Origin of the sequence: Rhizobium leguminosarum bv. viciae USDA 2370 (genome assembly GCF_002008365.1) — a bacterium.
In the GTDB taxonomy this organism is placed as follows: Bacteria; Pseudomonadota; Alphaproteobacteria; order Rhizobiales; family Rhizobiaceae; genus Rhizobium; species Rhizobium leguminosarum.
The window spans coordinates 386,893-404,231 of the sequence record NZ_MRDL01000059.1; the positions used below are offsets into that span (position 1 = coordinate 386,893).

Sequence of the window (17,339 nt, forward strand, 5' to 3'; positions counted from 1 at the left end):
TTAATTGCTCCTTTGAAGTTGCGGTTTTTTGGGTTTGACAGTTGGGCCGGAGGACACGGCCTTGGGAGGGAGTGACAGGGAACTGCGCAGCTCCGAGAGCGGATCCGGGCGCGTGGTCAGGTCGAGGCCCATTTCCACTTCGTCCAGATGTTCGACGGAGAGCTCCGCAGCCCTGACGAAATCGCCCGCTTGCATGGCCTCGAAGATGCGGCAGTGCCCATCATGGGACTGTGCTGCGTGAAATTCAGACTGATAGAGCATCGAAATAAGGATCGTCCGCGCGGTGAGATCGCGAAGGATATCGACGATGATGGCGTTACCGCTTAATTCTGCGATGCGGATGTGGAAATCACCCATCAAATAGGTCAGGCGCTGGCGGTCGCCCGCAGCCATTGCGGTCTTTTCCTCGTTCAAATGCGCGTCGAGAGCTTTGCGTCCCTCGTCCGTCAATACGCGCATGCTGCGCAGCAACCCGGCCTCGATGACACGCCGTGCCTCATAGACCGCGATCGCCTCTTCAGCGGACGGCTCGACGACAAACCAGCCTCGTCTTGGACTTACATGCACAATGCCGCGTGTTTCCAGGCGCATCATGGCTTCACGAACGCGGGTTCGAGACACGCTGAAGAGCGTTGCCAGCTGGTTTTCGCTGAGACGCGTCCCAGGCCGAATTTTGGCTGAAAGAATCCCGGAGACGATGGTCTCCTCGATGGTCTTCTGCGTGGTCTCAGATGTCTGGCTATCTTGCATACAAGACAGGAAAGCAAAGCTCGTGCCAAAATTCTGCGTTCAGGATTTCCAAGATGTCTCGGATCCCTCCCCCTGGAATTTGCACGCTGGGAATGCAAACTGAGCGCAAATTGAGCGAGCCCACAATGCCTTGCGAACCCAGATCAGCGTCGGCCGCCCAAAGCCGACAAAGCCCCTTCCCTATCGAAAAGTTGCTTGCGGCTAGACCGGTTCGGCTTATATAGTCAGGATAGTCACTATAGTCAGGATAAAGCGAATGCAGCCATCACGACCAGAGGATAAAAGTTGGACCGTCGCCAGTGCGAAGGCCAAGCTGTCTGAGGTTATCGAACGCGCGCAAGCAACGCCGCAAACAATCATGCGCAATGGCAAACCAAGCGTCGTCGTCGTTTCGGCCGAGGAATGGCAGCGGAAGACCGCGCGCAAGGGCACCCTTGCAGAGTTTCTGATGCAATCGCCGCTGCGTGGCGCTGATCTGGACCTCGAACGGCAGCGCGACGAACCGCGTGATCTTCAGCTGTGAGACTTCTGCTGGACACTAATGTGCTTTCCGAGGTGACAAGGCCGCGTCCCGATGCACATGTCCTACAATGGCTGGACAGTCTCGACGAGGATCGCTCATTCATCAGCGTCGTATCGATCGCGGAGATCCGGCGTGGTGTTGCATTGATGGAAAGCGGCCGGAAGCGCGACGCGCTGGCTGAATGGCTTGCCCAGGACCTGCCGCAGCGCTTCGAGCAGCGTGTCATCCCTGTGGATCAGCCGGTTGCGATAGCTTGGGGCGACTTGATGGGGCTCGCAAAGCGAAGCGGGCGCGGCTTGTCGTCAATGGATGGCCTGATTGCCGCCACCGCGATTGCTCACGATCTCACCCTCGCCACTCGCAATATAAAGGATTTCGAGGGCTTTGAGATCGAGCTTGTCGACCCTTGGACCGAGCGCCCGTGACGATCCGCAGAGCGGACCGTCACGGGATCATTCTTTAAGTTTTGTTGATGCAAATCGTTATCCCAAAACCGCTGCGCACTTTTGGGCGACATGCATTAGTTGAAACTCGAGGTTTTGAGGAATTCCGCCAGCCGTTCAGTCTTCGGATGCACGAACATGTCCTTCGGATCGCCCTCCTCGCAGATGACGCCCTGGTTCATGAAGATGACCCGTGACGAAACGTCGTAGGCAAAGCGCATCTCGTGCGTGACGAGCAGCATGGTCATGCCGTCGGCGGCAAGCCCCTTGATCACCTGGAGCACTTCGCCCACCAGTTCCGGGTCGAGCGCGGAGGTCACTTCATCGAACAGCATCAGCCTCGGCGACATGGCGATGGCGCGAGCAATTGCGACGCGCTGCTGCTGGCCGCCGGAAAGCTGTCCGGGATAGTGGTTCGCGCGGGCGGAAAGGCCGACACGATCGAGCCATTTTTCCGCGATTGCGCGCGCATCCGGCTTCGTCATTTTCTTCACCTTGACGAGGCCGAGCATGACGTTTTCAGCGGCGCTCATATGCGGGAAAAGATTGAACTGCTGAAACGCCATGCCGGTCAGCGCGCGTTGGCGTGCAATCTCCTTCTCGCTCTTGCGGCGCCGCGTTGCTCCTTCGGCGCGATAGCCAATCTCTTCGCCGTCGAGGCTGATCGTGCCGCCCTGGAATTCCTCGAGCATGTTGATGCAACGCAGCAAGGTGGTTTTTCCGGAGCCGGACGAGCCGATGATGGAAATGACTTCGCCTTCCTGCACGGCGCAATCGACGCCTTTGAGGACTTCGTGGATGCCGTAAGTCTTGCGCAGGCCCTGGATGTCGAGAATGGTCTTGGCCATCGGGGTGTCTCCTCAGGATGGCAGGGCGGTCTTGCGCTCGACATATTTGCCGAAGTGCTCGATGCCGTAGTTGATGATGAAATAGAGACCACCGGCCAGGAAATAGAACTGGAGGCTCATGAAATTGCGGGAGATGATCTCCTGCGTGCGCAGGAGAAGCTCGGCGACGCCGATAACGGAGAGCAGCGTTGAGGCTTTCACCATCTCGGCCGCCGTATTCACCCAGGCCGGCAAACACTGGCGCATGGCCTGCGGCCATAGCACCGAGGTGAAGGTCTGGGTAAAGGTCAGGCCGATCGCCTTGGCGGCTTCGGTCTGCCCCTTGGGGATCGCCTGAAGCGCTCCGCGCACGATTTCGCCGACATGGGAGGAGCAGAAGATGGCAAGGGCAAGCACGCCGGCCGAGAACGGCCCGAGATCGAGGCCGACGGCGGCAGAGACATAGTAGCTTGCCAGCACCAGCACGAGCACCGGCGTGCCGCGGATGATATCCGTATAGGCGCGCACGGCCAGACGCAAAACAACGCCGCCATAGACGAGCGCCAGACCGACGAAAACGCCGAGTATGGAACCCGCGAGGATGGCCAACAGGGAGATCGACACGGTCACGCCGATGCCGTTCATGATGACGTAGCGGGCGATCCAGAGTTGTTCGAGAAAGGTGTGGGACATCCGGGTTTATCTCGGCAGGGCCAGACGGCGCTCGACGAAGCGCATTACGGCGGCGATGAGGAAACAGGTCGCGACATAAAGGGCTGAGGTGACCATCCAGGTCTCTATGACGCGGAAACTCTCGACATTGATCTTGCGGGCAGCAAAGGTCAGTTCCGGCACGGCGATGGCGGCGGCGAGCGAGGTGTCCTTGAAGAGCGAGATGATCGTCGAGGACAGCGATGGCAGCACGTTGCGCAGCATCAGCGGCGCGATGATGGAACTGCGGATCTGCATCCCCGTCAGGCCGATGGAAAGACCCGCTTCCGTCAGTCCTCTCGGAATTGACAGCAGCCCGGCGCGGAATACCTCGGCCAGATAGGCGCCGGAATAGAGGGATAGAACCAGGACGAAGCTTTTTATCTTGTCGAGGCGCAAACCCATCTGCGGCAGCGCGAAAAAGGCAAAAAGCACCAGGACGAGTATCGGTAGGTTGCGAATGACAGTGACATAGACCCGCGCCGGCACGATCGCAAAACGGCTTTTGGACGTCAGTGCGAAGGCCACGACCAAGCCGATCGCGGCCCCGATCAGGATCGAGATCACCGCAAGACCGAGGCTGAGTACAAGCCCGCTCAAAAGAAAATCGAAATTGCGCCAGACGGCGGCGAAATTCAACGTATAACCCATACGGGCCGCCCTTTCAGACCAGAGCATGATGCCGAAAAGTGTGAGCTCTTTTCGGACAACATCATGCTCTCACTCCTCAACTGAGAACAGGATTCAGATTTTAGGCCGACCCGGCCTGAAATCATCCTGCTAGTGGAGCGGGAGAAAAGTCCCGCTCCACATGGCTGCTACTTGAACTCGACGGGAAAGCCGATCTGCGGCGGCGTCAGATCTTTGCCGAACCAGGTCTTGAAGGACTTGGCGTAAAAGTCGAATTCAACGCCGGTCATGGCTTCGTGCAGGGCGGTGTTGACGAAGTTCAGCCAATCCTGATCGCCGCGCTTGACAGCGCAGGCATAGGTCTGCGGGTTCCAGCCGAAGCCGGCATCTTTATAGCGGCCCGGATTCTGCGTCATGTACCAGGCGAGCGACGACTGGTCGGTGGCGACTGCATCGGCGCGTCCCGATTCCAGCGCCTGATAGATCAGGTCGACGGAATCGTACTGGTCGACAGTCGCCTCCGGCAATGCGGCATGCACCATCGCCTCGGCGTAGACGTTCTGGAGAACCGAGATGGTAACGGAGGAACCGGCCGCCTTGAGGGCTGCGTAGTCGGCATATTTGCCATCCGCCTTGAGCATCAGGCCGACACCCTCGCGATAATAAGGAATGGTGAAGGCAACCTGCTGGGCGCGCTCGCCGGTAACGGTCATGAACTGGCAGGTGATGTCGACTTTGTCGGTGGTGATGTTCGGGATGCGGGCGTCGGAGGACTGGTTCACATACTCGATCTTCTCAGGATCGCCGAAGAGCGCCTTGGCGATGATGTGGCCCATGTCGACGTCGAATCCCTGAAGCTTGTCGTCGGCACTCTTGAAGTGCCAAGGCGCATTGGTGCTGCCCGTGCCGAGGACGAGATGGCCGCGGGCCAGCACTTCATCGAGCTTGCTGCCGTCCGCCAGCGCAGGCGTGGACAACAGAGCGGCGACAGCCAGCGACATCACGCCGGTGCGAAAGGAAATGGTCATGGCGTTCCCCTTATGGATGGTTCCTATTGTTCCAGTATAATGGACGCATGTCTGTTTTACTGGAACAATGTTATGAAGTGCCATCAAGGATGAATTGTCAATGGGTCATGCCGAAAAAACGCGCAGTGGTGCGTGTGGTGATTTTTTCGGCAGTGCAGCATTGTTCTCTTGTTTCAGAGGCTCAACATCATGCCTTCTCGTTCGGCGACCTGACAGCCAAGCCGAGGCGGAAGATGTGGCCTTCAGAGCGAGCGCCTCAGGAACCGCCCGCCTTAGGCGTTTGCGGTCGCAGCGCGGATCAGCGAACCAGCCGCCTCGCCTGCGGCTTCCATATAGGTCGGGTCGCGATGCAACAGAACGACGGCGAACGAGCCATCGAGCAGCAGGACGATCTGCCGAGCGAGCTGCGGCGCTTCCGTCTTGATTCCGGCCGCCTCGAACGTAACCTGCAACCAGGCCTCGACCCTCTTCTTGTGTTCAATCCCGACTTTCATGGCTGGATGGCCAGGCATATTGGCGAGTTCCGCAGAGGTGCGCAGGAAGCCGCAGCCCTTCCATTTCGGATGGCGGGCCGCGCGGGCGAGATTGCGAAAGATGCCTTGCACCTTATCCGCCGGCTCGCCCGTCGTTTCCGCGTACCAGCGCTTGAACAGAGAGAGGTTAGGCTGGTCGCGCGCCTCCAGATAGGCCCCGATGAGATCGTCCTTGCTGGCGAAATGGTAGTAAAGGGTGCGTTTCGTGACACCGGCCTCTTCAGCCACCGCATCGACGCTGACGCTCCTGATGCCCTCGTTGTAAAACAGTTTGGCGGCCGCCGAGATGATGCGTTCGCGCGTCGGGACTGGCTGTGAGATCATGTCGCTATGTATACCGACTAGTGAATATACACAAGCATCGACCGGCGGCATACTTCTCCTGACGCAGCATAGCGGAAAGGAAAACCGAATGGCCGACACTGTTTTGATCGACAGCTACGACGGAATCGCCACGCTCACTCTCAATCGCCCGGAAAAGCTCAATGCGCTGAATTATGCCTTGATAGACCGCTTGCTCGCGATCCTCGACGCCATCGAAACCGACAGTTCAATTCGGGTGATCATCCTCACCGGCGCAGGCGAGCGGGCATTCTCGGCGGGTGGCGATATCTACGAATTCTCGGAAAGCGTGGCGCAGGGCGCCGATGTCGCCATGCGCGATTTCGTCGCGCGCGGACAGCGATTAACTGCGCGGCTGGAAGCCTTCCGCAAACCCGTCATCGCCGCCGTCAACGGCCTTGCCTTTGGCGGAGGCTGCGAAATCACCGAGGCTGTGCCCCTCGCCATCGCCAGCGAACGCGCCCTGTTCGCCAAGCCCGAGATTAATCTCGCAATGCCGCCGACCTTTGGCGGAACGCAGCGTTTGCCAAGGCTGGCCGGGCGCAAGCGCGCCCTCGAATTGCTGTTGACGGGCGACGCATTCTCCCCGCAGCGCGCCCTCGAACTCGGCCTTGTCAACCAGCTTGTCCCGCATGACGCTCTCATGCCGGCCGCCCACGACCTCGCGCGGCGCATTCTGCGTCATTCAGCGCTGGCAGCGGCGAGCATTCTGACGGCGGTGACGCGCGGCATCAACCAGAGCATTGCGGAGGGGCTCCTGATCGAAGGCGAACAATTCGCCCGCATGGCGCCAACCGACGATTTGCGCGAAGGGCTCGACGCGTGGATCGAGCGTCGCAAGCCGAACTATCCCGGCTCGTGGTCGCTCGATTGATTGTCGCCAATACTGCTGAGAATGGCTCAGTCAGAGTAATCAGAACTCTTCCCAATCGGACTTCAGCGCGACGGAGGCTGACCCGTGCTGGATGGATGCGAGGGGCGAAGTACGAACGACTTTCAAAGCCGTCGGTGCGACGGGGTGACGATCGGCCTGCGCAAACGAAGACCTGGATCTCGGCGCATCATTGAAACGGAACTGTTCAAGAAGCTCGAAGAGAGCGGCAGCCTCTCGGGCGAGACCATGGCTCGCAGCCGTCTGCTCCTCGACCATTGCGGCATTCTGCTGCGTTCCCTGGTCGACGGTGTTGATGGACTGGCTGATCCCGCCAAGCGCAGTCGATTGCTCGCGCGCCGCCTCCACGATCGCTGTGACGTTGGTATTGATTTCGTGAACCTGACTGGCGATTTCCTGGAGCGCGGATCCGGCATTCGTCACGAGGGCGACGCCGTTTGCGACATGGGAACCGGACGCTGTGATCAGGCTCTTTATCTCCTTCGCAGCTTTCGCCGACCGCTGCGCCAGCTCACGGACCTCCTGGGCAACGACCGCAAACCCCTTGCCGGCCTCCCCTGCTCGTGCCGCCTCTACGCCGGCATTGAGCGCCAAAAGGTTAGTCTGGAAGGCAATCTCATCGATGACACCGATGATGTTGGAAATTTCGCGTGACGAGTTTTCGATCTGGTCCATCGCTCCGATTGCGTCACGCACCACCTGGCCGGAATGCTCAGCGTGATTTCTGGCGCGCGCCACGAGTTGACCGGCCTCCTCGGCGCGGCGGCTCGAATCCTTGACCGTCGTCGTGATTTCCTCAAGCGCGGCTGCCGTCTCTTCGACGGATGCCGCTTGCTGCTCGGTACGCTTTGCCAGGTCGTCGGCCGCCGTGCGGATTTCGTTGGAACCGGCTGATATCGCCTTGGCATTTTCGGCAACCGTTGCCATTGCGCCCTTCAACTTCTCCGAGGCGCTGTTGAAGTCGGCACGCAGCCTTTCCAGCGAAGGAATGAAAGGCTTCTGGATCGTCTGCGACAGGTCGCCATCCGCAAGGTTCGTCAGGCAACGGGCAAGTTGTTCGACATTTTCGACGCGCGCCGTGACATCGGTTGCGAACTTCACGACTTTGAACACTTTGCCGTTCAGGTCGAAAATCGGATTGTAGGAAGCCTGGATATAGACCTTTCGTCCGCCCTTGCCCACACGCATGAATTCGTCGGCAACCAGCTGGCCGCTCGCAAGTTTCCGCCAGAATTCCTTGTAAGCCTCCGATCTCGAGTAGTCGGCTTCACAGAACATCGAATGATGTTTGCCCTGGATTTCGGCAAGCGAATAACCAAGCGCGGAAAGGAAATTGTCGTTCGCGGTCAGGATTTCGCCGGCCGGCGTGAATTCGATGATCGCCTGAGCCCGGGACAATGCGTCGATCTTGCCCGAATCCTCGGCAGACCTCAGTTTCTGCGCAGTGATATCCGTTGCAATCTTGATGACCTTGACCGGCTTCCCGCGTCGGAAGACGGGATTGTAGGATGCCTCGATCCAGACCTCGCGCCCGCCTTTTCCGACGCGTTTGTATTGTTGTTGATCGAATTTCCCGGCTGCGAGCTTCGTCCAGAAAGCCTTGTATTCCGTTGAGGATGCATAGGCAGGCTCGACAAACATGCTGTGATGTTTTCCGACAATCTCCCTCAACTCGTAGCCGAGCGCCCTGCAGAAGTTTTCGTTAGCGGTGAGGATCCTGCCCGATAGATCAAACTCGATCATGGCTTGCGAATTCGATAACGCGGCAAGAGCCGCGACAGCATTTGCACCACGATCAAGAATACCCACGCGTCATCCCCCTAGATTTCGTCGCCGTCGATCCAGCCATGTCGTGAATATTCGCTTGTCCTTATTAACGGGGATTTAATTATGAATATAACGTGCAGTAAATTTTATTTTCAACCAGCGTTGCGTCCATGAGGCACATCCGTCAGGTTCTCCGGGACCGGCGGCCTACCGGCCACTCAGCCGCTTTTCAATTGCGCCATCGCCAGCAGGGTGTCAGCGCTAATCGTCGCTGATCCGGTCAGGATCGAAAGGGCTGTCGAGGTGGTGCCCGTGCCGTTGGCCATGTCATACATGGCAGTGAAGCGTTTGATCAGATCGTCGACTTTTTCCGGATCCGACAGATCCTTGATGTCGATAAAATTGCTGATCATCTCGGCTTGCTTGTCGACGTCCATGTTCGAAACATAACTGGACAGGTTGAATGTCGTCGTAAAAAACTCGAAGAGCGCGCTATCGCCCAGAATGTCATAGGCGTTCGAGATCTCCGGCGCCTTGCGCTCGAAGTAGAGGGCGAGGCGCACGCCGGTGTTGCTGTCGCCCTGATCATCCTCGAGCGTCAGCCTGACATAGGCGTCGATCGTCTCCAGCACGTCGCCGCGCTGCTGCACCGTCCCGGTGGGCTCGTCGGAAATATTGCCGTCCTGGTCGAAATTGAACGCACCGACGAGTTCGGCGAAACGATTGTCGTCCAGCTTGTTGACATAGCTATCTTCGTCGTCGAGATCGGAAGAAAACATCTTCTCCAACTCCTCCGACGTGACATCATCAGGATCGAGCCCCTTCGCCTCGAGCGCGAAGGAAACCAGGCGATCGTCGGCCAGAAATTCGCTGGCCGTGGTGATCGTCGCCATCTGCTCGCGAAAATAGGTAATCTCCTCGTCCGCCGCGTCGGTTGCTTCCGTCAGCTCGTCGCCTTCGAGGTATCGGATCTTGTTCTGCTTGTAATAGGCAGCATAGTCGTCGATGACGGATTCCGACATGGCCTGCAGCGGAACGGTAACGTCGCCATTGCTGTCGAAGTTGAAGGCCTTGCGAAAGGCTACGAACCGATCGTCGTCGAGGCTGTTGACATAGCTTTTCGAGTCCGAGGGATCGCTTTCGAGAATTTTCCGGACCTCGCTTCTCGAAACGCTGTCCGGGTCTATGTCATAGGCTCGCAACGCCATTTCCCACAGTTCCGGGAGATCGTCGTTGTCGTCATCGTCGTCGTCATCGTTCGAGACCAGGAAATCATCGATCGAAGTGACGCTGGCGATGCGCGTCGTATAGTTGTCGACGGCGTCTTCGGTGTCGGTATTGGCGATCAGCAGCTGATAATTTTCATCGAAGGCCGCCGTGGTCGCGGCCGTCTGTTCCGATGTCTGGGCCGTGTCGCCATCGGCAAGCGCGCCGTCCTCATCGAAATTAAAGGCATCGTGCAGTTCGGATAAGCCGATCGCGTCGGCGACGTCGGCGCTTTTCAGCGCCGCGGAAATGAAGTTATCGGTCTCGCTATCGGTAAGCCCGTAGGCAGTTCTCAGATAGGAAACCAGCTTGTCGTCGCTCATCAACTCATCGACGGAGGTGATGTTTCCAAGTTGTGCAGCGAAATAGGTGTCATAGGCCTCCCCGGTTTCCGAGGAAGCGATCGTCGCCGAGGCCACCGCATAAGCGCTTGTGACCAACGAGAGCTGATCTTCCGACATCACGTCGCCGTCGGTCGAACCATCCTCGTTGAAGTTGAAGGCCTTCGCCAGGTTGACATAGACATCGTCGTCGAGCTGGTTGACGAAACTATCGGCATCGTCGAGATCGCTCGTCAGAACACTCTTCAGGAAGCTGGTTGAGGTGTATTCGGTGTTGAGGCCGAAAGCCGTCAGCACATAGTTCTTCAGCTTCGAGCTCGACAGGAGATCGTCGACCGAGGTGATCGACGAGATATTCTCTTCGAAATAATCCGTCTGGTCTGCGATATCGTCAGCCTCGGTGTCGAAAGATTCCTCATAGGCGTCGAGCAGGCTGTCCCGCTGCGCATCCGACTGGGCTGTCTCCGTCTCGCCGGAAAATTTGAAAGCGGCCGCAAACTCGGCATAGCGGCCATCACTCAGACTGTTGGCAAAGCTGGATGAATCGCTGAGATCGCTTTCCAGCACCTTCTTCATGAACGCCTTGGCATATGTCATGTCTTCAAGGCCGTAGGCCTTCATGGCATAGGAGTAGAGCTTATAATCGCCCATGAATTCATCGACTGTCGTGACCTTGCCAATGTTTTCCTTGTAATAGCTGCTGTCGCGGGCAACCGTTGCCTGAGAAGCTACACTCGAGAGACTGGCGCCCAGATTTCGCGCGACCGAGAGATAGCTCACATAGGTGGAAACCAACTTCTGTCCCTTTCATAAGCACGCGCGCGCGAAAGCCTGCCGGCAGCCACGGTTGAAACTTTTCATATTTGCTGAGATCTTGCCGCCGCTCATGGCGCATACGGACCGCACTCATGCGGCCGAATCAATTTAATAGAACTATATGGTACTATAATTCGTCCAAAATGCAACAGGACGTCAAAAGTCGAGGGATCGCGGCTTTATCGGGTCAGGCGGCGCCGACGCCCGCGGCAAAGATGGCAATGCAGCGCCGGAGATGGGCAAGCAGCGCCGCCCGGTCGGGCCAGGCCTGAGCGCGTCCTTCCGGCGGTCCCATGCCACCAAAGATCATATCCATCAGCATGCGGGCTCCGCTGGCCGGATCGTCGAGCGACAAACGGCCTTCCGCCCTACGGTCGCTCAGCCAGTTGGCAAGTTGCTGCCGGCTGGCAAGCATGCCTTCGCGCTGCAGAATGTCCACGAGTTCGGGAAACTGCCCGGCTTCGCGAAAGACGAGCTGCAGGAAACCGGCACGATCCGCATCCTTGTCCTCATCCATATCGATCATGAAGATGCGTTCGAGGCTCTCGGCGATCGAGAGATCTTCCGGAGGCCGAGGCAGATCGAGCATCATGCGTCGATGAGCACCGACCACAGCGGCAAACAGCTCTTCCTTGCTCTGAAAGAGCTTGTAAAGCGTCTGTTTTGAAACTCCCGCCTCGGTGGCGACGACCGCGGTCGTGCTTCCGGCATACCCGTATTTTACAAAAACGCGGCGGGCAATCTCGACGATATGCACTCGCTTGTCATCGTCGCTCGAGACTTTCGGCCGGCCCCGTCTGCGCGGCTCATCTACAGGCTCGTCGGCAACATCCATGATGGTCTAGACCGCCCCGTTAAAGCACAAGCCGACAGCCGCAGAAAGGAAACTACGATTTCTGAGGGACGATTTTTTCGGTTGTGGCATTAGCAATTTCGATTTAGAGAACTCATCAGTTCTGTAATGCGTTGCATCCCCACCCTCTAGCGATGGAGCGCTTATGACGACCATTTCCGCCGCAACATCAATTTCTTCCTATTCCTATAGCAAGAATTCGACGTCAGCATCCCAGGACGCCCTATCCTGTAATACGATTTCGGCAAAAAAATCAACCACAACCCAGCAGCTCGACGAAGACGCGACCAACAGCGCCGAGAAACTCATGTCGCAGTTGATGTCGCTGACGATGAACGGCCTCGCCGGTCAGTCCGGCTCCGGCGAGCAGCAGGACGGCGGCGCAGACATGGACGTTGCGCAGCTGGACAGCGATGGCGACGGCTACGTGAGCAAGGCCGAGTTCGTCGCAGCCCGGCCGTCGGATGTGTCGGAGGATCAAGCCGGCACGCTGTTCGACAGCTTCGATAGCGAAGGTTCCGGCTCGCTATCTCTCGATGCGCTGACCGATGCCATGTCCGCCCAGCAGTCGGAACGTGCCGAGGGGCCGCCGCCCCCGCCACCCTCCGACGATGACGACCTTGCATCCCTGCTCTCCGATCTCGATACCGACGGCGACGGGCTTGTGAGCAAAGCCGAGTTCGTTGCAAGTCGGCCGTCCGATTTGAGCGAGGAGCAGGCCGGCACGCTGTTCGACAGCTTCGACAGCGAAGGTTCCGGTTCGCTATCGGTCGATGCGCTGACCGAGGCCATGTCAGCTCAGCAGTCGGAACGTCCCGAAGGACCGCCGCCGTCCGCTGACGACGACCAGTTTGCATCTCTGCTCTCCGATCTCGATACGGACGGAGACGGGCTCGTGACATTGGACGAATTCATGGCGGGTAAGCCGGACGACGTCACCGAAAGCCAGGCAAGCCAGCTCTTTAGTCTGCTCGACACGTCAGGCACCGGTTCATTGTCTGCACAGTCCGCGAGCTGACGGTCGTTAAGCCGTCGCCATTGCGGTCGCTGGAGGATCTGCACTGAGACGGTTTGAAAGCGACCCGGCAGTCGAGCCGGCAGAGCCTTCAGTCGGGTCGCTACTGACATGTGGAACCACTCGAATGGTGCGCCGTCACAGGCGCACGGATAACTAGCGCGCGGATGAGCCGAAGCGCCTATCGCCATCACGGGGTTAGTCCAGGCAATCAGATCATCGACCGGTGTCGGCCTTTGCCCGGCGCCCGCGATGTCGTGCGCCCGCCATCCGGGCTCTGGAAGCCCCTCGTCACATGGCATGTTCCCAAACCTTAAAGGATCGAGCCATGAGCATTTTTGGAAGCATGAAAACCGCCGTCTCCGGCATGAGCGCCCAGGCAAACCGGCTGAGCACGGTTTCCGACAATATCGCCAATGCGAACACCACCGGCTACAAAGCCGTTTCCACGTCCTTCTCGTCGCTGGTTTTGCCCTCTTCCTCGGGCAATTATAATTCCGGCGGCGTCCAGACATCCGTGCGCCAGGCGATTTCTCAACAGGGCGACATCTCCTATACGACCTCCGATTACGACCTGGCGATATCAGGAGACGGCTTCTTCATCGTGGAAAGCGCCGACGGCACGCCGGTGCTCACCCGGGCCGGCGACTTCTCGGTCGACAGCGACGGCAATCTCGTCAACGGCGCCGGTTTCACGCTCATGGGATACTCCTATGATTCCGGCGTACCGGCGGTGGTGGTCAATGGCTTCGACGGCCTGGTGCCGGTCAACGTATCCCAATCGGGCTTGAGCGCTGTCGCTTCGAGCAGCGCCTATTTCAGCGGCAACCTGAATTCCGAGGCAACTGTCGTCACCGATACCACGACGCTGCCGAGCGCCAACACGGCGAGCGTCACCGACGACACGCAGAAGATGTCGCTGGTTGCCTATGACAGCCTCGGCGGCACCGTCCAGTACGACTATTACTTCACCAAGACCGGCGTCACGACGGACGCGGGCGGCGCAGTCACCGGCAGCACCTGGGAGGTCGCGGTTTACCGCAATGCCGATGCATCCACCGGCAGCACGACGTCCTTTCCCTACTCTTCCGATGCCGTCAGCGTCGCGACGCTCTCCTTCGACGCCGACGGGCAGCTCACCTCCGCGACCGACACTGATATCGTCGATCCGGTGACGGCAAAGACGATCACCATGGACTATTCCGATTTCACCCAGCTCGCCTCCGACTTCTCGGCGACGGGCTCCGCAGACGGCCAGGCCGCAAGTGCCGTGAACTCGGTGTCTATCGGTGCGGACGGCGTGGTGTCGGTCTCCTATGCAAACGGCGCGACGAAGGCTCTCTATCAGATCCCTCTCGCGACGGTCGCCAGCCCCGACAATCTGACGCTGCTCAGCGGCAACGTCTACAGTGCCAACGGATTGTCCGGGGTAACGGTCACCGGCTTCCCGCAGACGAACGGGCTTGGTTCCATCCAGTCCGGTGCTCTCGAAAGCTCGAATGTCGATCTCGCCGGTGAACTGACGGAGATGATCGAGGCGCAGCGCAGCTATACCGCCAATTCGAAGGTGTTCCAGACCGGCTCCGATATCATGGATGTCCTCGTCAATCTGAAACGATAGGGAGGACGCCGGCATGTCGCTCACCTCCGCCTTGAACAGCGTGCAAAGTATTTTCAACACGACCGGCCAACAAAGCAGCGTCATCTCGACGAATATCGCCAATGTCGGAAATTCCGACTATGTGAGACGGGAGGCGTCGGTTACGACGTCTCTTTCCGGCGCCCAAGTTGTCAGCATCAGCCGGGCGCAGGAAACGGCGCTGCTTGCCCAGTATCTGCAAACGAATGCCAAGGACAGCGCCCAGCAGACGCTGGTGACCGGCCTCGAAAGCCTGAAGTCGCTGGTGGGCGGCAATGACTACGAGACCTCGCCGAGTACCTATCTCACAGCATTCCAGCAGGCGCTCCAGACATTCGCCACATCCCCGAGCAGCACGACATCAGCGCAATCGGCCGTGACCGCCGCGCAGGATCTTGCCAATTCGTTGAATACCGCAAGCGACGGCGTCCAGTCGATCAGAGCCGAGGCGGATGCGGAGATCGCCACACAGGTCTCCACCCTGAACACGCTGCTGTCGCAGTTCGAGGCGGCCAACAATGCGGTCAAGCTGGCGACATCGACCGGCACCGATACATCCTCGGCGCTCGACGAGCGTGAAAAGCTCCTGAAGCAGATCTCCTCGATCGTCGGCATCACCTCCACCGTGCGCGACAATAACGACATGGCGCTCTATACCTCTGATGGCACCGTGCTGTTCGAGACCATTCCCCGCACCGTCACGTTCGCGTCGACGGCAACCTACGTTGCCGGAACGGAAGGCAATTCCATCTATATCGACGGCGTTGCACTCGACGCCGGCGAAGGATCGACGACGAGTGCATCGGGTAGCCTGCAGGCGCTGCTGCAGCTTCGCGACGAAATCGCCCCGACATTCCAGGACCAGCTCGACGAGATCGCCAAATCACTGGTCCAGATCTTCTCGGAAACCGACGGCAGCACGAGCGCACCGGGACTTTTCGTGTGGACGACGGCGTCGGGCACAACCGGGGGAACACCTGCTGCTTCCGACGATACGACAGGGATCGCCTCCACTATCTCGGTCAATTCAGCCGTCGTCACAAGCGAGGGCGGCGATGCGACGAAGCTGCGCGACGGAACGATCAGCGGCATCACCGATCTCAACACCTCGGGAGACAGCGGCTTCTCGGACAATCTCGACGCCCTGTATCAGGCGCTGACGGAACAGCGTTCGTTCTCTTCCGACGCAGGTCTCTCGACGTCGCAAAGCCTGACGGACTACGCCAGCGCCTCCATCGGCTGGCTCGAACAATATCGAAGCGATGCAACGGCGGCTTCCGAAACCACAGCTGCGGCCTTGTCACGCTCCGACGAGGCCTATTCCAACGAAACGGGCGTCAACCTCGACGAGGAACTGACGCTACTTCTCGACATCGAACAATCCTACAAAGCAGCGACGAAGATCCTGAACGTCATCGACGAGATGTTCCAGTCGCTCCTCGACATAGCGAGCTAGTCATGAAAGCATCTTTTGTCTCATCATCGGCGATGCAGAATGTTTTGCGGCTCACCATCAGCCAGTCCCAAAACAAGCTGCAGCAGGCCTCGACGGAAGCGACCACAGGAACCTACGCCGATATCGGCGTATCCCTCGGCGCCGGCGCTGCAAAGTCGATCAATCTCACCAGCGCCATCGCCCAGGCCGCCTCGTTCAAGACGAGCAATGCCGTCGTCGAATTGCGCATGAACGCATCGCAAACCGCCCTTTCGAGCCTGAAGGATGCCGGCGACAGCCTGGTCTCGAACCTGACCGCGCTCCAGGCGAGCCAGGATACGACGAGCATCGCCGTTGCCCTGCAGACGGCGAGCGCCACGATTTCGCAGCTGGTCTCGACGGCAAACACGTCGGTCAATGGCGAGTTCCTGTTCGGCGGAACCAACCTCGACAGCCAGCCTCTGACCGATCAATCCTCGGCGGTCTCGGATACGATCGTTTCGGCTCTGAACGATTATGCAACCGGTCTCGGAAAAGACGTCAACGAGTTGACAGGCGAGGAAATCGGCAGCTTCATCACCGACACGGTCGAGCCGATGTTCTCCGAGAGCGCCTGGACGGACGCTTCCGAAGGCTGGTCCACCGCTTCCAGCACCGACATGACGAGCCGGATCAGCGGATCGGAAACCATCACCTCGTCGACCAATGCCAATTCCGAAGGCATGCGCTATCTCGCTCTTGCCTCCGTCGTCGTCTCCGCCCTCTTCGGCCAGGATCTCAGTTCCGACGCGCAGAGCACCGTCGCATCCAAGGCGATCGCCTATGCGGCTCAGGCCACCGCCGGCATCGTGACGCAGCAAAGTGAGCTCGGCCTTTCACAGGAGCGGCTCGAAAAGGCAAATGACGCCCTCGACGCTCAATCCACTCTGCTTCAGGGAAACCTTGTCGATCTCCAGGGGGTGGATGCCTACGAGGCTTCGACGCTCGTCAACCAGCTGCAGACGCAACTGGAGACAGCTTACACGCTCGTCTCGAAACTCCAGGGTCTGAGTCTGGTCAACTATCTCTGACGGGTTGAACATGCGGGAATTCAAGCGGATGCAAATACCGGCCCTAACGAGGGAACCCAACACGACGTGTTCCGAAATCGTGGCGGAGGCGGCCTTCGCGCTCGCCTCTGGCATCATCGATACGATCCCTTTCGTCGGCAGCAAACTCGACGAACAACAGACGCGGGCATGGCCGCGATCGGGTGTCTTCACGGATGACGGCGTCGAGATGACGGGTACGCCCCCTGAAATATTCGAGCTTTGCGAGTTGCTGGCAGCCCATATCGAGAAAGGCACGTCATTCGACGTTTTCGAGGTTTTCCACAAGATTGCGCGCATCGACCGGCTGATCGACTGGCGCCATGGCGCAGTGCTGTCGCCCGAGCCGCATCCGGTAACTCATTAACGGAACACGCTAAAATCTCTTCTCAAAGGCGGCGCTATACGGCCGCGCCGCTCGGGAGCATGGCATAGGCTGG

The 17,339-nt window shown here is 58.9% G+C and carries 17 protein-coding genes; 8 read left to right on the forward strand and 9 right to left on the reverse strand.

Annotation, left to right across the window (positions count from 1 at the left end; genetic code table 11):
* Positions 1-750: a GntR family transcriptional regulator gene (locus BS629_RS35900; RefSeq protein WP_018245711.1), complete on the reverse strand. Its 750-nt coding sequence runs from the start codon at positions 748-750 to the stop codon at positions 1-3.
* A gap of 256 nt (positions 751-1,006) precedes the next feature.
* On the opposite strand from BS629_RS35900, the gene BS629_RS35905 reads away from it, so the two are divergent.
* Together BS629_RS35905 and BS629_RS35910 are read left to right on the forward strand one after the other, a co-directional pair.
* Complete coding sequence (locus BS629_RS35905; protein WP_017991284.1) at positions 1,007-1,273, forward strand: type II toxin-antitoxin system Phd/YefM family antitoxin; 267 nt, start codon at positions 1,007-1,009, stop codon at positions 1,271-1,273.
* Entirely contained in the window at positions 1,270-1,698 is a 429-nt protein-coding gene (locus BS629_RS35910) for a type II toxin-antitoxin system VapC family toxin (protein WP_018245712.1), read from the forward strand. Before BS629_RS35905 ends, BS629_RS35910 begins: the two co-directional genes overlap by 4 nt.
* 95 nt (positions 1,699-1,793) lie before the next feature.
* Here BS629_RS35910 and BS629_RS35915 read toward each other — a convergent pair whose 3' ends face one another.
* The 5 genes from BS629_RS35915 to BS629_RS35935 all read right to left on the reverse strand — a co-directional run bounded on the left by BS629_RS35915 (position 1,794) and on the right by BS629_RS35935 (position 5,769).
* Positions 1,794-2,564, reverse strand: a complete 771-nt coding sequence (locus tag BS629_RS35915; RefSeq protein ID WP_018245713.1) for an amino acid ABC transporter ATP-binding protein — start codon at positions 2,562-2,564, stop codon at positions 1,794-1,796.
* A 12-nt stretch (positions 2,565-2,576) separates the two neighbouring features.
* Positions 2,577-3,236, reverse strand: coding sequence for an amino acid ABC transporter permease (locus BS629_RS35920; RefSeq protein ID WP_011648868.1), 660 nt, complete (start codon positions 3,234-3,236; stop codon positions 2,577-2,579).
* Positions 3,237-3,242: 6 nt separating this feature from the next.
* Positions 3,243-3,905, reverse strand: coding sequence for an amino acid ABC transporter permease (locus BS629_RS35925; RefSeq protein ID WP_026188703.1), 663 nt, complete (start codon positions 3,903-3,905; stop codon positions 3,243-3,245).
* 167 nt (positions 3,906-4,072) lie between these two features.
* Positions 4,073-4,912: a transporter substrate-binding protein gene (locus BS629_RS35930; RefSeq protein ID WP_018245715.1), complete on the reverse strand. Its 840-nt coding sequence runs from the start codon at positions 4,910-4,912 to the stop codon at positions 4,073-4,075.
* A 272-nt stretch (positions 4,913-5,184) separates the two neighbouring features.
* Positions 5,185-5,769 carry a TetR/AcrR family transcriptional regulator gene (locus BS629_RS35935; RefSeq protein WP_026188704.1) on the reverse strand — a complete coding sequence of 195 codons (585 nt, stop codon included), beginning with the start codon at positions 5,767-5,769 and terminating at the stop codon, positions 5,185-5,187.
* Positions 5,770-5,857: 88 nt separating this feature from the next.
* Here BS629_RS35935 and BS629_RS35940 point away from each other — a divergent pair, with 88 nt between their 5' ends.
* Positions 5,858-6,661 carry a crotonase/enoyl-CoA hydratase family protein gene (locus tag BS629_RS35940; RefSeq protein ID WP_018245717.1) on the forward strand — a complete coding sequence of 268 codons (804 nt, stop codon included), beginning with the start codon at positions 5,858-5,860 and terminating at the stop codon, positions 6,659-6,661.
* Between the two features lie 39 nt (positions 6,662-6,700).
* Here BS629_RS35940 and BS629_RS35945 read toward each other — a convergent pair whose 3' ends face one another.
* The 3 genes from BS629_RS35945 to BS629_RS35955 all read right to left on the reverse strand — a co-directional run bounded on the left by BS629_RS35945 (position 6,701) and on the right by BS629_RS35955 (position 11,704).
* Complete coding sequence (locus BS629_RS35945; RefSeq protein ID WP_018245718.1) at positions 6,701-8,488, reverse strand: methyl-accepting chemotaxis protein; 1,788 nt, start codon at positions 8,486-8,488, stop codon at positions 6,701-6,703.
* Between the two features lie 176 nt (positions 8,489-8,664).
* Positions 8,665-10,848, reverse strand: coding sequence for a DUF1217 domain-containing protein (locus tag BS629_RS35950; protein ID WP_018245719.1), 2,184 nt, complete (start codon positions 10,846-10,848; stop codon positions 8,665-8,667).
* A gap of 208 nt (positions 10,849-11,056) precedes the next feature.
* Positions 11,057-11,704, reverse strand: coding sequence for a TetR/AcrR family transcriptional regulator (locus tag BS629_RS35955; RefSeq protein WP_018245720.1), 648 nt, complete (start codon positions 11,702-11,704; stop codon positions 11,057-11,059).
* A gap of 163 nt (positions 11,705-11,867) precedes the next feature.
* On the opposite strand from BS629_RS35955, the gene BS629_RS35960 reads away from it, so the two are divergent.
* From BS629_RS35960 to BS629_RS35980, 5 genes are all read left to right on the forward strand, one after another.
* Positions 11,868-12,740 (forward strand): EF-hand domain-containing protein, encoded by an 873-nt coding sequence (locus BS629_RS35960; protein WP_018245721.1) that lies wholly within the window; start codon positions 11,868-11,870, stop codon positions 12,738-12,740.
* A 325-nt stretch (positions 12,741-13,065) separates the two neighbouring features.
* Positions 13,066-14,358 (forward strand): flagellar hook protein FlgE, encoded by a 1,293-nt coding sequence (locus tag BS629_RS35965; RefSeq protein ID WP_018245722.1) that lies wholly within the window; start codon positions 13,066-13,068, stop codon positions 14,356-14,358.
* Between the two features lie 13 nt (positions 14,359-14,371).
* Positions 14,372-15,832 (forward strand): flagellar hook-associated protein FlgK, encoded by a 1,461-nt coding sequence (gene flgK, locus BS629_RS35970; RefSeq protein WP_018245723.1) that lies wholly within the window; start codon positions 14,372-14,374, stop codon positions 15,830-15,832.
* A 2-nt stretch (positions 15,833-15,834) separates the two neighbouring features.
* A complete protein-coding gene (locus BS629_RS35975; protein WP_018245724.1) occupies positions 15,835-16,881 on the forward strand; it encodes a flagellar hook-associated family protein in 1,047 nt (348 codons plus the stop codon).
* A gap of 10 nt (positions 16,882-16,891) precedes the next feature.
* A complete protein-coding gene (locus tag BS629_RS35980) occupies positions 16,892-17,266 on the forward strand; it encodes a hypothetical protein (RefSeq protein ID WP_018245725.1) in 375 nt (124 codons plus the stop codon).
* Positions 17,267-17,339 lie beyond the last annotated feature (73 nt).